The organism is Hymenobacter negativus (assembly GCF_017571495.1).
Lineage (GTDB): Bacteria > Bacteroidota > Bacteroidia > Cytophagales > Hymenobacteraceae > Hymenobacter > Hymenobacter negativus.
In genome coordinates this window covers 16,438-30,438 of sequence record NZ_JAGETZ010000027.1, presented here as the reverse complement: position 1 = coordinate 30,438, position 14,001 = coordinate 16,438, and the positions used below count along the sequence as shown (strand labels likewise).

Below are 14,001 nucleotides of genomic sequence, written 5' to 3'. Positions count from 1 at the left end.
CCTCTGTTGTTTCCCATCGTTGGGGCGGTAAGTCTTGTAGCATAGCCTCGAAGGTAAATCATCCCATTTTAAGGCTCGTTAATTTAGACCACCCTTTTCGTGAACAGTCCTAGCCGTACACAAAAAACACAGTCTCGCTCCCCTTTCCTTTGGCATAATCTAAGAAGTTTTTAAAGTTGCGGAGGTCTTGACCAAAGGTGTTGTCATAGGCATTCATTCGCGACGCGGAAAAGTTAGCAAAGTAGGCGGTGCTGTAGAAGGTGTCCTCCTCAATTGGCCGCAAGCGACTCAGCAAATCATCCATCGTGGTCAACTGCGTCAGCAAGCCCTCCACGGTGGCCGTCACCCGGTCAATGTTGCCCGCCAATGCGGCGTTGTCGGCCTACGTGCGGGCGAGGATTTCCTGCCGTTCTGCTTCATCGTCGGCGTATTCGAGCATGCTGTCCAACTCCTCGGGCAACGTGTGGTTTTCCATCTCATACAGCGGCGAGATGTCCACGCCCGTGAGCCGACCGATTTGGTCCAATTCCGGTTCTTCTTCAATGGCACTGCGCCGGCACATGAAGTTGCAAAAGTTGCGACTAAGGCGCTGGTCATCGGGGTCGTAGTTGCCAGCATCTAGCGCTGCCTGATTATTAGCGCCCAGCAGAATGTCGAGTCCCATTTAGATAGGTAGATTAAAGGTAAGAGCCCTAAATATAAGTGCTTTTAGTAGCAGCAATAAGCTAAACGCTCGTTTTTCTGAACCGCAAGCAGCAACCCGTAGCCAGTGGTGCTTGAGCCGCCCTAGGGTTTAATGAGTTCAATCAACCCGTTCACTAATCAAAGTTTACGAAACGCCCACTGGGGATGAGTTTCGTAAACTCCCAACATGGAGCCTGGTCCCCGCCCAGGGAGCGGGGTCAGGAAAAAAAACGTCACAATACCAAGGTATCCGACACCTCCTTTGGCAGCACTGCCAGCACCGCCTCCAGCCCCGCCGCGAAGGCCGTGGCCGCCACTTGCCGCTCCGCTTCCGACGCGTCAGCAGCTTCGAGGGTAGCAATAATGGGGGTGAGGCCGGCGGCACCCACTAGGCGCAACGAAGGCTTCAGCTTGTGGGCCAGGGCGGCGATGGCAGGCCAGTCGGCGGCGGCATGGGCGGCACGCAGTTCGGCCACGCTGCCGGGCGTGTTGGTGTGGAAGGATGATAGAATGCGGTTCATAAACCCCGTGCTGCCGTGGGCGGTTTGGTGCAGCAGGGCCAGGTTGTAGGGCGGTTCGGGCTCGGCTGGGAGTGCCTTCGCGGCCTTGGGCTTGCGGGCCTTGCGCGGCGCGGCCGGAGCCGGAGGCACTGCCGCTGGCGTTTCCACGGTGAGCAGTGGGCTGCTTACGCCCGCAATCAGCGAAGCCAGCTTGCTCAGCAGCTCGGTTTCTTCGAAGGGTTTGGGCAGCGTGTCGTTCATGCCGGCGGCCTGGTACTTCTCCGCATCGGCCCGGAAAGCATTGGCCGTAAGGGCCAGAATGGGCGTCACAGCCTTGGCCGGATTGGCGTGGGCCCGGATGCGGGCCGTGGCTTCCAGGCCGTTCATGCCCGGCATCTGGATGTCCATCAGCACCGCGTCGTAGCGGTATTGCTCAAACAGCTCCAGCGCCTCAATGCCGCTGGCGGCCCCGTCTACCAGCACGCCGTGGCCTTCCAGCAGCAGCTGGGCCACTTCGCGGTTCACGGGGTTGTCTTCTACCAGCAGCACCCGGGTGCCGCGCACCGCCGCCTCCTGGATGGGCGCCAGCGGGGCCAGCACCGCTTGCCGGGCTTCGGCACTGGCCTTGGGCAGGGTGGTGATGAAGGCAAACGAGCTGCCCTTGCCCGGCTCGCTCTGCACCGTGAGGCGGCCGCCCATCTGCGTCACCAAGGCCCGGCTGATGCTCAGGCCCAGCCCCGTGCCGCCAAACTGCCGGGTAGTGTCGGCATAAGCCTGGGTAAATTCTTGGAAGATGCTTTCCAGCTTATCCGGCGTAATCCCGATGCCCGTATCCGTCACCCGAAACTCAGTGGTAAGCGTGTCGTCGGTTTCGCTCACAAAGTGGCCTCCTACCGTGATGGTGCCCCCCACCGGCGTAAATTTGATGGCATTTGAGAGCAGGTTGAGCAGTACCTGGTTCAGCCGGTAGGGGTCGCCCACCACCCAAGGGTGGGGGCAGGAATCCCGTAGCCGCGTACCCAGCACCCGAATCCCCTTTTCCTGGGCTTGCAGCACCAGCGGGTGGGCAGCGTTGCCCATCGAGTCGCAGAGGTTGAACGCCACCTGCTCCAGCTCCAGCTTGCCGGAGGTGATTTTGGCCATGTCGAGCACATCGTTCACCACGTTCAGCAAGTGCCGCCCCGAGTGCTGAATAATGGCGGCATAGTTGCGCTGCTGCTCGTTAAGGCCGGTTTTGGCCAACAGGCTGGTCATGCCCAGCACCCCATTCAGCGGGGTGCGGATTTCGTGGCTCATGTTGGCCAGGAAGTTTTCGCGGGCGGTGGCGGCGGCTTCGGCCGCGTGTTGAGCTGCCTTCAGGGCCGTGATGTCGGTGCTCACGCCCAGTACCTGGGTGGTGTCATCGGCGAGCATGAGGGGGCAGCGCACCGTTTGGAGCCACATGGTTTCACCGTTGGCCAGCTTTATCGACAGCTGGGTCATGAGCGGCTGGCGTGTACGCAGCACCTCCTGGTCGGCCAGCACCGCCGCCTGAAGTTCCTCCTTGGTCAAGGAAGCTTCCATGGTTTCGGTGCCGGCCAGCTCGCGCATGCGGTGGCGCAGGGCCTGCATCTCGGCATTCTCAAACACAGTCTGGCCTTCGGCATCCCGCACCCAAATGAAGTTAGGGTTGAGGTCGAGCACCAGGTTGGTGAAGGTTTGCTGGGCCAGCACGGCGGCTTCGCTCTCGCGGCTGCGGGCCTCGGCATGCCGTCGGTTGGTGATGTCGAGGCCGTAGCACATCACCTCCCGCAGCACCCCATCCACCCCAAAAATGGGCTGGTAGTAGCACAGCCAGTACTTGGCCATCTCCCCGTCGGGGTTGGGCCAGCGCTCTTCCCAGTTCACCATCTGGCGGCTGGTCACGGCCCGTTCAAACAAGCGCCGGCGTCTAGAGGCCAGCTCTATGGGCAGGCCCTGCTTGGCACAATGGTCGGCAAAAGTGAGCCCGATGCGGGCCCGGCGCTCCACCGGGTCGGGCTCGGCAAAGGGGCCGATGTAGCGGTAGCGCTGGTCCGGGTCGAGCACCGTCACCACCGCCGGCAGGTGGGCCATAATGGCCTCGTAAAACGTGCGCTGCTCGCGGGTTTCCTGCTCTGCTTCGCGCTGGGCCGTCACATCGGTGAGGTAGAGCAGGGCGCTGCTATCTTCCGGCACCGGCACTGCAAACAGCAGAAAGTGCTGGCCGTTGGCCACTAGCTCGCGTTGCGTCACCTGGCCGGTGTGCAGTACCTGCGTAGCCGCTTGCACCAGCTGCGGACGCACCCGCGAGGGGCCTGTTGCATCCATGTCGTGTTGCAGCAGCGTCGCTGCCGGGTTGGCAAACAGCAGCTTACCCTCGGCACTTACCCGAAGAATAGGATTGGGGTTGAGCAGCGGAATTTGGGCCTGGACGCGCAGGTACGCTGCTTCTGCTTCGGCCTCTTCGCGGCGGGCGCGTTCGGCCAGGAGCAGCTCCCGTAGCTCGGCAGGGTCGGAAGGAAGTTCAGTTTTCAATTAGCAGTGAGCGGTTGTCAGTGAGCAATTTTCAGGGAGTAGTTATTAAAATAAACTACCCCCTCTTTAGCCGAACCTACTTAGCTAGTTGCCAAAGATAAAACCGGCTGCTGTTCAGCAGCCCATTGCGCACTACCAACTGTTCCCTGTTCCCCGAAAATGGCCCATTCCTATAGCTCCTTGCGCAACCGGGCCACCGGAATGTTCAACTGCTCGCGGTACTTGGCCACCGTGCGGCGGGCAATGTTGTAGCCGCGGGCATTGAGCATCTTTTCCAGCTTGTCGTCGCTCAGCGGGCGTTCCTTGCTTTCCTTGCCGATGAGGTCTTTTAGGATGCTTTTCACCTCGCGGCTGCTGGCGTCCTCGCCCGAATCGGTGGCAATGCCCTCAGAGAAGAAGTACTTCAGCGGATAAATCCCAAACTCGGTCTGAATGGATTTAGAGTTGGCCACCCGGCTCACCGTCGAAATATCCATGCCAATCATCTGGGCAATGTCTTTCAGAATCATGGGCCGCAGCTTGCTTTCGTCGCCCTCGGCAAAAAAGTCGCGCTGCAGCTCCACAATGGCGTTCATGGTGCGCAGCAGCGTGTTCTGCCGCTGCCGGATGGCATCGATAAACCACTTGGCCGAGTCCAGCTTCTGCTTCACGAAGGTCACGGCCTCCTTCATCTTGGCGTCCTTCTTCGACGCCTTGTCGTAGGTCCGGAACATCTCGGTGTAGGCCGGGCTCACGCGCAGTTCGGGTGCATTGCGGGCGTTCAGGGTCAGGTTGAAGACGCCGTTGTCGTTCGTCAGAATGAAGTCTGGCATCAAGTACTGCGTCTTGCCTAGGCCTGTAGGCCCGCTGCCGCCCGGCTTGGGGTTCAGCTTCAGAATCACATTGATGGCTTCCTTCAGCTCATCATCTTCTAGGTCCAGCTTCTGCTGAATGCGCGGGTAGTGCTTCTTGCTGAACTCCTCAAACGTTTCGGTCAGTATTCGCTCGGCGTTCACCGTGTTCTCGTCCTGGGGCCGGCGCTCCAGCTGCAGGAGCAGGCATTCGGGCAGGTCGCGGGCTGCAATGCCGGGCGGGTCGAAACCCTGCACCACGCGCAGCACCGCCTCAATTTCCTTTACGCTCACTTCCAGGTTCTGGCTAAAGGCCAGGTCGTTGGCAATGGCCGAGAGGTCACGCCGGATGTAGCCGTCCCCGTCAATCGAGCCGATGAGCTGCTGGCCAATGGCCTCCTGGTGCTCGTCCAGATTAGCAAAATGCAGCTGGTCGAGCAGCGAATCCAGCAGCGAGCCGCTGGTGTCGGCCAGCGGGGTGTCGCGCTCCTCTTCCTCGCCGGGGCCATCGCCCTGCATCTTGTAGCCGGCTATTTCGTCGTCGTTGAGGTAGTCGCTCAGGTCGAGGTCTTTGTTGTCGGGCGCGTCGTCGCCGGGGCTGTCGTCTTTGGCCGAGAGGTCCGGCTCGGGCATCTCGTCGGCTACTTCGGGCTCGTCGCGGCGGTCCTCAAAATCCTCATCCAGCGTATTTTCATCGTTGTCGAGGCTGGCGTCCGGGTCGTCCGAGTCGTCGCTCTCGTCGTCGCGGTCCAGTTCTTCGCTGTCGTCGGGCTCGTCTTCTTCCAGCGCCGGGTTCACCTCCATCTCTTCCTTGATGCGCGTCTCCAGTTCCGCCGTCGGGATTTGCAGCAGCTTGATGAACTGAATCTGCTGCGGGCTAAGCTTTTGCGAGAGGAGCTGTTTAAGGTCGAGGCGTTGCATAGGTACGAAAATACGGAAAGGCGACGGCGGAGGTCAATTTTACTACGGTTTGGCTTGAAAAGTTGATAGCAGGTGCCGCTTTGGAGCCGCGCCGCGCCCTGCAAACTTCGTGCTACTGATGCCGAAGTTCACCGTTGGGTTAATAGCCTTATGCTCCTCAGTGAGTTATCAGCCGCCTAATCAGCTTGCTGCCCAGGCAACTGAGCGCCTGCCAACGGCCTTTCGCTCCAACAGTGTTTACTCAGGTTGAATGATATTTGTCCCGAAGCCGTGCGCGAAAATCAGCCGGCGAATGCAGCCATCCAACCAAGCGCGGGGTGCTATCAAGCGGCTCTTAAAATTCATCACAAGTCGGGATAATTATCTCCGCTTTTTTCAAATACGTCATGAACAATCAGGAGCATGCCTGGCAAGCAAAACTGTCGGAACTGGTAGAATCATATGATTTAAAAGGCCTGATTGAATTCTCACAACAAGTGCCGACGGGAGTTGCGGATGAGTGGCGTCGTGACGTAATGGAGTCAGGCTTTATGACTTTTTACTCCTATCTGTCCTACGACCAGATGTGTGGCAAGCTGGGCGATTGGGGATTAGAAATGCTCGATGACCTAATAGAGGCGGCCGAGGACTTTCAGGGGGCGCCTCTACGGGAATTACGTGCGCAAGTGCTAAGCTATCGGTTAGATGAGGTAGAAGCAACGGATGTTGACCAAGCCAAACAGTTTGCCTTGCGTGCTATTCATGAACTGGACTTTGAAATTCCTGCAAATCGTGATGCCTTGGTATTCCGGGCCCGCTTATATCACCAATTAGCCCAATTGGACGTGTGTCAGGCATTGTTCTATTGGCAGTTGGCAATTGAAGACCTGCGGGCGGTAGGCGATTTTAGCGTGTGGATTCTTTATCATCGTTGGAAACAACCCATTGACGGCATGCCGGAGGCTCAGCAGCGAGTGTGTGCTGAATTTAATAGCCGAATAAATGAGGAATTGATAACCCAGCCTGACCGGCTTTGGACGCTGCTTGACGAGGGTATTCGCATGCAGGAATACCAGCCCAGCGACGAATTGGAAAAGCAGTTGTCGGCCTGGCTACAGACCGCGCTTGGCTGGTGCAGTGCCGATGCCCACCCGCAGCTGCTACGCAATGCCGGCCTGCTCCTGCACAAGCAGGGTGAAATCCAACAACGAGCCGATTATCTCGCAAAAGCCATCGAATGTTTTGAGCAATTTATCCTGAAAGAGCCTGCTCACGCGATGGAAGTATACTATATGGCGAGTGTTTGGGAGGATTGGGCATCCCTTCGCGAAGGGCAGGGGGATAGCGGGGCCGACTATCTGGCGAAAGCCTGGAACATTTATCAAAAGCACGAGGACATTGTCCGGATAAACTTCTCGCCGCTTCATCATTATGCTAGCTTTCTAGCGCGTCTTCATTGCAATGAACAGCTAACGAAACGGCCATCCGCCGGACAAGTTATCGCGCTCGCAGTCGAAGCAGAAGCTATGGGCAATGGCTATTATAGCGGCCCGGGAATGATTCAGGTACGCATGGCAATACGCAATGAGGAGGCTGAGACGGCCATTTATCATTTGTGTCGCTTGCTACTGCGTCATGAGCTTTGCATTAGTAGTGAAATTGAGAAACTACGCCACTCTTTAACCAATAGCGTGGCACCAGCGATTGTGAATTTTCTTGACCAAGCGTTGCTTTTTATGGAAGACGTTTCGCAAGGCTATTTTTACAGTCCCGCATTTTCAATAGAAGACCTCAACAACCTTAGTCCAACCGAAACCATTGCTGCCTGGCAGCAGCGAATGGCAGAGATACGGAAGCGGCGTCGATTGGAGGAGTGAAGCGTGACTTATACTTGAAGGCTGCTTTCAGTATCGCCCGCTCGAGGCCATTAATGGAAGCCTAAATCGTCAGGAAAATAAGCGAAATAGTTACGCGTTGCGTAAAAAAGCTACCTTTGCCCGCTTAATTCCTGCATTCTATGGCTACTGATACCTTGCGCCGAACCGGCGTCAAAGAACTACTCGCTTCCAAGGACCTTGACCGCGAAGTCCTCGTGAAAGGCTGGGTTCGCTCCCGCCGCGGCAACAAATACGTGCAGTTCATCATCGTCAATGACGGCTCCACTATCCACACCATTCAGGCCGTGGCCGATGCCGATAAATTCCCCGAGGAAAGCCTCAAAGATGTGGGCAACGGTGCCTGCGTAGCCATCCGCGGCAAGCTCGTGGCCTCGCAGGGCAAGGGCCAAGCCGTCGAGATTCAGGCTACTGAAATAACTGTGCTGGGCAAGGCCGAAGCCGAAGCCTACCCGCTGCAGAAGAAAGCTACTTCGCTGGAGCACTTGCGCGACATTGCCCACCTGCGTCCCCGCACCAACACGTTTGGGTCGGTACTGCGCATCCGGCACGCGCTGGCCTTCGCTATCCACGACTATTTCAACCGCCACGGCTTCTACTACGTGCACACGCCCATCATCACGGGCTCCGATGCCGAGGGCGCCGGCCAGATGTTCCGCGTCACCACGCTGCCCCCCGAGCACCCGCCCCGCACCGAGGATGGCTCCGTAGACTTTACCCAAGATTTCTTCGGCAAGCAAACCAACCTCACCGTATCGGGCCAGCTTGAAGGCGAACTGGCCGCCATGGCGCTGGGCAGCATCTATACCTTCGGCCCCACCTTCCGGGCCGAGAACTCCAACACCGCCCGTCACCTGGCCGAGTTCTGGATGATTGAGCCCGAAGTGGCCTTCAACGAACTCGAAGAAAACATGGACCTGGCCGAGGATTTTCTCCAAAGCCTGGTGCGCTACGCCCTGGAGCACTGCGCCGACGACCTGCAATTCCTCAACGACCAGTACGACAAGGAACTGCTCACCCGTCTCAATTCCGTGGTGGAAAACCCCTTCCAGCGCCTCACCTACACCGAGGCCGTGGAAATCCTGAAAACTGCCAAGCAGAAGTTCGAATTTCCCGTGGACTGGGGCACCGACCTGCAAAGCGAGCACGAGCGCTACCTGGTGGAGAAGCACTTCAAAAAGCCTGTCATCCTCACCAACTATCCGAAGGAAATCAAAGCTTTCTACATGAAGCTGGACGAGGACGGCCGCACAGTGCGCGCCATGGACGTGCTGTTTCCCGGCATCGGCGAAATCATCGGCGGCTCGCAGCGCGAAGAAGACTACGAGAAGCTGCTGGGCCGCATGGCCGACATGCACGTGCCCGCCGACGACCTGGACTGGTACCTCGACACCCGCCGCTTCGGCACCGCGCCGCACGCCGGCTTCGGCCTGGGCTTCGAGCGCCTCGTGCTGTTCGTAACCGGTATGAGCAACATCCGCGACGTAATCCCCTTCCCGCGCTACCCAAAGAACGCGGCGTTCTAAACTGGAAATGCAACAAAAAAGGCCTCGATATGAGGCCTTTTTTGTTGATGCTACGCGTTAGTGCTTGCCTTTGCCGTGGCCATTTCCATGGCCATTGCCATACATTTTCTTGGCCTGGCCGGGAGGAATACCGTGCGGGTTGCCATGGCCTTTGTAAGTCCAGGGCGAGGCGCCGCGGTACTCAATGTACTGCGGGTGGAAAGTGGCAGGGTTGTAGCCCTCAATACGCTCTACGCGGGCCCATTTACCGTTGCGTAGCACAATGTAGCGGCGGGCCGGCACATCATAATAACCGTTGATTTCGGGTACATAGTAATATTGGGCATCAGCCGGAGCACCTACCACCACGGGCGGGGCTGTGTTGACGTTGATGTTAATCTGGGCTTGAGCGGCGGGAGCCGCAGCAAGCGACATACCCCCGAGCAATACAGCGCAGATGAGTTTGGGAAGCAGTTTCATGATGAGTTGAATTAAGGTTAAAACTAATGCCAGTCCCCGTATAGCAACGGGCATTATCGGCAAAAATGATGAAATATAAGCTGAGCAGTAATTAGAGCAAGGGTAATCGAATAAGGATTAACCGCGTCCACGCCCTCCGCCGTGGTTTCCGCCGCCGCTATTGCCGCGTCCGCCACCGTTGTTGCCTGGCTGGCCCTGGTTATCCCGGCCGTCGCGACTACGGTCCGGCCCTCCTTGGTTGCCCTGGCCCTGACCAGGATTGTAGCCACCGGGTTGCGGCTGTTGCTGGGGCAGCTGGTTGGTGCGCGGGGTGCTGTAGCCGCCCCGATTGTCACGGCCGTTTCGGTCGTTGTAGTCGCGGCTATAGTCCCGGCCACTGGAGTAGCCTCTGCGGGTGTCGTAGCGCGGGCGGCCGTAGCTGGGCCCGTAGCCATAGCCACCGTTATAATAGCCGGCGCGGCTGGGGCCGTAGTTGCGATAAGGCTGGTAGGCGTAGTGCTGACGGTAGTAGGCTACCCGCGACCAGGGCTGCGCACCCCGGTAGTCCACAATCACCGGGTGGAACTGGTAGGGGTCGTAGCCATACAGCTCAGGTAGCGGTACCCAGTATCCATCCTGGTACACAATGTACTGCTGGTTGTAGAGGTCATAGTACCCATCAATTTCGGGGATGTAGTAATACTGTGTGCCGTAGGGTACCTGGGGGCCCCAAGCCGGCACACCGATATTAATATTCACCCCCACCTGCGCCTGAGCAGCCGGTGTGGCCAACAGGGCAAACGCACCCACCAGGGCCGCGCCAAAAAATCTTGCGAGGGGTTTCATGTTAATTGGTTGAATGAAAAAGGATAACAGGGCACTAACGGTGCTGCTGCTTTTATAGATGCAAGCCAAGTGCCAGATTGCCTGGTATAGTAGGTTCAAGGGTTAAAAACGTCGGCCAAACGCCTTCAATCGTCGTCGGTTTACTTTATGTCAAAATGCCGGGCACAAATGCATGGGCTGCGCTGTTGTTAGCCGACGCCCCCGGCCCTGCATAAGCTAATACTACTGGCAAATCAGCCCATTGCATTAGCCATCGGGGCGGCTTCTACGTACCTTTACGCACTTATCCGCTGCGTTTCTGAATGGCCAAAAAAACCACTGCTTCTCCGGTTGCTAAAGCCCCAAAAGCATCCAAGACCACTGCTGCCACGCTGAAAAAGCAGCTTGTCGGCACTCTCACCGAACCAGCGGCTGTAGCGGCCAGCCAGCCCAATCCGGCCAGTCTGGAAGTTGCCTTGCAGCACCAAACACCTGAGTCGCTGCCGCCCGCTGCTGCCCCTGCTATCACGTCCAGTGGTTCGTCGCACCACATCGACGCGCCGTTTATTGAGGTTTATGGTGCCCGTGAGCACAACCTGAAAAACGTAAGCGTGCAGATTCCGCGCAACAAGCTGGTGGTGTTCACGGGTATTTCGGGCTCGGGCAAGTCGAGCTTGGCTTTTGATACCATTTATGCCGAAGGGCAACGGCGCTACATGGAGACGTTTTCGGCCTACGCCCGCAGCTTTATGGGCGGGCTGGAGCGCCCCGACGTGGACAAGATTGAGGGCCTGTCGCCGGTTATCAGCATCGAGCAGAAAACAACCTCGCGCAACCCGCGCTCCACGGTGGGCACCATCACGGAGATTTACGATTTCCTGCGCCTGCTCTACGCCCGCACGGCTGAAGCCTTCAGCTATGCTACGGGCAAGAAAATGATTCGGCAGAGCGATGACCAGATTATCAACTACATCATCAAGCACTTCGATGAGAAGAAGCTGGTGGTGCTGGCACCCGTGGTAAAGGGCCGCAAAGGCCACTACCGCGAGGACTTTCAGAGGATTGCCAAGCTGGGCTTTACCAAGGTGCGCGTCGACGGCGAAATCCTCGACATCACGCCCAAGATGCAGGTGGACCGCTACAAAATCCACGACATTGAAATCGTGATTGACCGGCTCATTGTGAAGGAAGAAGACCGGTTCCGCCTCTCGGGCTCGGTGCAAAATGCCCTCACGCATGGCAAAGGCACCATGCTGGTGCTTGACCCCGATGCCAAAAAGGCCCAGCCGCAGTTTTTCTCGCGCTTCCTGATGGACCCGGCCACCGGCATCGCCTACGACGACCCGGCGCCGAACACGTTCAGCTTCAACTCGCCCTATGGCGCTTGCCCCACCTGCAACGGCCTGGGCGAAGTGCAGGAAATAACAGAGGAAGCGGTAGTGCCCGACCGCAAGCTGAGCATCAGTCGGGGCGGTATCGCACCGCTGGGTGAGTACCGCGATATCTGGATTTTCCAGCAACTCTCGCTCATTCTCAAGAAGAATAAGGCCACGCTGAACACGGCCATCGACAAGCTGCCCGAGGAACTGCTGAAGCGCTTGCTGCACGGCATCTCGGAAGACGAGGCTGACAGCGGCAAGGGTGCATTTACCGAGCCGTTTGAGGGGATTATTCCCTTCCTGCGGCGGCAGATGGATTCGGAGTCGGACAACATTCGGGAGTGGATTGCGCAGTACGCGCAGGCCCAGCCTTGCCCCGAGTGCCAGGGCTACCGTCTCAAAAAGGAAAGCCTGCATTTCAAGATGGACGGCAAGCACATCGGCGAGTTGTCGGTGATGGATTTGAACGAGTTGGCTGGCTGGTTTGAGGGATTGGAAGACCGTTTGACGGAACGCCAGAACGTGATTGCCCGCGAACTGCTCAAGGAGATTCGCAAGCGTATCGGCTTCCTGCTGGAAGTAGGGTTGGATTACCTGAACCTGCACCGCCCAGTGCGCACGCTGAGCGGCGGCGAAAGCCAGCGCATCCGCCTCGCTACTCAGATTGGCACCCAACTCGTGGGCGTGCTCTACATCATGGACGAGCCCAGCATCGGCCTGCACCAGCGCGACAACGAGCGTCTCATCAAGGCCCTGCAGCACCTGCGCGACATCGGCAACTCGGTGATTGTAGTGGAGCACGACAAGGACATGATTCTGCACGCCGACCACGTGCTGGACATTGGTCCTGGCGCGGGCATCCACGGCGGCCATATTGTAGCGTCGGGCACGCCGCAGGAGATTTTCAATTCCGGCTCGCTCACCTCGCAGTACCTCAGTGGCCAGAAGCACATCGAGCTGCAAAAGAAAAAGCGCAAGGGCGAAGGCACCGAGCTGGTGCTGAAAGGCGCTAAGGGCAATAACCTCAAAAACGTGACGCTGAAGGTGCCGCTGGGCAAGCTAGTGGCCGTGACGGGTGTATCCGGCTCGGGCAAGTCTACGCTCATCCACGATACGCTGTACCCCATTCTTAATCAGCATTTCTTCAACGCCAAGCGTGAGCCGCTGGCTTACGGCGCCATCGAAGGGCTGGAGTTTATCGACAAGGTAATCGAGGTCGACCAGTCGCCTATCGGGCGCACGCCGCGCTCGAACCCGGCCACTTATACGGGCGTGTTTACCGAAATTCGCCAGCTGTTTGGCGAGATGGCGGAGGCCAAAATTCGCGGTTACGGCCCCGGCCGCTTCTCCTTTAATGTGAAGGGTGGGCGTTGCGAAACCTGCGAGGGTGCCGGCATCCGCACCATTGAGATGAACTTTCTGCCCGACGTGCACGTGCCCTGCGAAACCTGCAAAGGCCGCCGCTACAACCGCGAAACGTTGGAAGTCCGCTTCAAAGGCAAGTCCATCACCGACATTCTCGACATGACCGTGGAGAAGGCTGTGGAATTCTTCGAATACCAGCCCCGCATCCTACGTAAAATCAAGACCCTGAACGAGGTTGGCCTCGGCTACCTTACACTGGGCCAGCAGGCCACCACGCTTTCGGGTGGCGAGGCCCAGCGTGTGAAGCTCGCCACCGAGCTTAGCAAAAAAGATACTGGTAAGACGTTCTACATCCTCGACGAGCCCACCACCGGCCTGCACTTCGAGGACATCAACCACCTTGCCGACGTACTTCAGAAGCTGGCGGACAAGGGCAACACCGTCCTCATCATCGAGCACAACCTCGACCTGATTAAGGTGGCCGACCACGTCATCGACATCGGCCCCGAAGGTGGCGCGGGCGGCGGCACCATCGTGGCACAAGGCACACCCGAGCAGGTGGCAAAGGCTGGCAAAGGCCACACCGCTCGCTTCCTGGCCGAAGAGCTGCGCACGAGCAAGTACGCCACGGCCTAAAACTGTCGTTTTTACGATACTCTAAAAAAGCCCGCTGTGCACTACACAGCGGGCTTTTCAGTTAAGCTCTGTGGGTAGTGGCGCAAAGGCAAACCAATGAGGCAGCACGTCATGTCCATCTGGCGTCCGCTTGTTGAAGCAGCTCTACCGCCGCCGGACGTTTCGAATATTCTTGCAAGCGTTACCAACTTCGGCGGTGGTCTACCTTGGGGTGGTGCGACGAATTGCCCATAGGGCTTTGTCGTACCACTAACTGTTGAATGGGACGCCACAAGGGCACCTGTTCAACGGGTAGTGGCATGACGGCTTCGAGCCGTCGCACCACCCCCGCACCACCCCGGTTTAAGCTACCGCCCCAACTTCATACACTGCTTTTAATTGTGTCATCTTTTGCTGTGGCATTATTTTTTGAAACACTCAGAGATGCCACATAATTTGTTGCATCTTCTGTCTACCACCAGAAACTTGCCACATTTCTCACTACTTTC

General features: G+C 57.9%; 9 protein-coding genes. 3 read left to right on the top strand and 6 right to left on the bottom strand.

Annotation, left to right across the window (positions count from 1 at the left end):
* Positions 1-109: 109 nt before the first annotated feature.
* From J4E00_RS29030 to rpoN, 4 genes are all read right to left on the bottom strand, one after another.
* Positions 110-367, bottom strand: coding sequence for a hypothetical protein (locus J4E00_RS29030; RefSeq protein ID WP_208178863.1), 258 nt, complete (start codon positions 365-367; stop codon positions 110-112).
* A gap of 15 nt (positions 368-382) precedes the next feature.
* The gene (locus J4E00_RS29025; protein ID WP_208178862.1) at positions 383-664 is read right to left on the bottom strand and encodes a hypothetical protein; all 282 of its coding nucleotides are present in this window, start codon (positions 662-664) and stop codon (positions 383-385) included.
* Positions 665-917: 253 nt separating this feature from the next.
* A complete protein-coding gene (locus J4E00_RS29020) occupies positions 918-3,719 on the bottom strand; it encodes a PAS domain-containing hybrid sensor histidine kinase/response regulator (RefSeq protein ID WP_208178861.1) in 2,802 nt (933 codons plus the stop codon).
* 170 nt (positions 3,720-3,889) lie between these two features.
* Complete coding sequence (rpoN, locus tag J4E00_RS29015) at positions 3,890-5,470, bottom strand: RNA polymerase factor sigma-54 (protein ID WP_208178860.1); 1,581 nt, start codon at positions 5,468-5,470, stop codon at positions 3,890-3,892.
* Positions 5,471-5,856: 386 nt separating this feature from the next.
* Here rpoN and J4E00_RS29010 point away from each other — a divergent pair, with 386 nt between their 5' ends.
* A complete protein-coding gene (locus J4E00_RS29010) occupies positions 5,857-7,326 on the top strand; it encodes a hypothetical protein (RefSeq protein ID WP_208178859.1) in 1,470 nt (489 codons plus the stop codon).
* Between the two features lie 140 nt (positions 7,327-7,466).
* The gene (asnS, locus tag J4E00_RS29005; RefSeq protein ID WP_410779770.1) at positions 7,467-8,870 is read left to right on the top strand and encodes an asparagine--tRNA ligase; all 1,404 of its coding nucleotides are present in this window, start codon (positions 7,467-7,469) and stop codon (positions 8,868-8,870) included.
* Positions 8,871-8,927: 57 nt separating this feature from the next.
* On the opposite strand, the gene J4E00_RS29000 is transcribed toward asnS, so the two are convergent.
* The gene (locus J4E00_RS29000) at positions 8,928-9,329 is read right to left on the bottom strand and encodes a hypothetical protein (RefSeq protein WP_208178858.1); all 402 of its coding nucleotides are present in this window, start codon (positions 9,327-9,329) and stop codon (positions 8,928-8,930) included.
* A 117-nt stretch (positions 9,330-9,446) separates the two neighbouring features.
* Positions 9,447-10,154 (bottom strand): hypothetical protein, encoded by a 708-nt coding sequence (locus J4E00_RS28995; protein ID WP_208178857.1) that lies wholly within the window; start codon positions 10,152-10,154, stop codon positions 9,447-9,449.
* A gap of 302 nt (positions 10,155-10,456) precedes the next feature.
* Between J4E00_RS28995 and uvrA the strand changes: the two genes are divergently transcribed.
* On the top strand, positions 10,457-13,513 hold the full coding sequence (gene uvrA / locus J4E00_RS28990) for an excinuclease ABC subunit UvrA (RefSeq protein WP_236050363.1): 3,057 nt from the start codon (positions 10,457-10,459) through the stop codon (positions 13,511-13,513).
* The last annotated feature ends 488 nt before the right edge of the window (positions 13,514-14,001 follow it).

Excerpts from the sequence above, each read along its gene's own strand:
- J4E00_RS29025 (WP_208178862.1), bottom strand. The coding sequence starts at position 664 with ATGGGACTCGACATTCTGCTGGGCGCTAATAATCAGGCAGCGCTAGAT.
- rpoN (WP_208178860.1), bottom strand. The coding sequence starts at position 5,470 with ATGCAACGCCTCGACCTTAAACAGCTCCTCTCGCAAAAGCTTAGCCCG.
- J4E00_RS29010 (WP_208178859.1), top strand. The coding sequence starts at position 5,857 with ATGAACAATCAGGAGCATGCCTGGCAAGCAAAACTGTCGGAACTGGTA.
- asnS (WP_410779770.1), top strand. The coding sequence starts at position 7,467 with ATGGCTACTGATACCTTGCGCCGAACCGGCGTCAAAGAACTACTCGCT.
- J4E00_RS29000 (WP_208178858.1), bottom strand. The coding sequence starts at position 9,329 with ATGAAACTGCTTCCCAAACTCATCTGCGCTGTATTGCTCGGGGGTATG.
- J4E00_RS28995 (WP_208178857.1), bottom strand. The coding sequence starts at position 10,154 with ATGAAACCCCTCGCAAGATTTTTTGGCGCGGCCCTGGTGGGTGCGTTT.
- uvrA (WP_236050363.1), top strand. The coding sequence starts at position 10,457 with ATGGCCAAAAAAACCACTGCTTCTCCGGTTGCTAAAGCCCCAAAAGCA.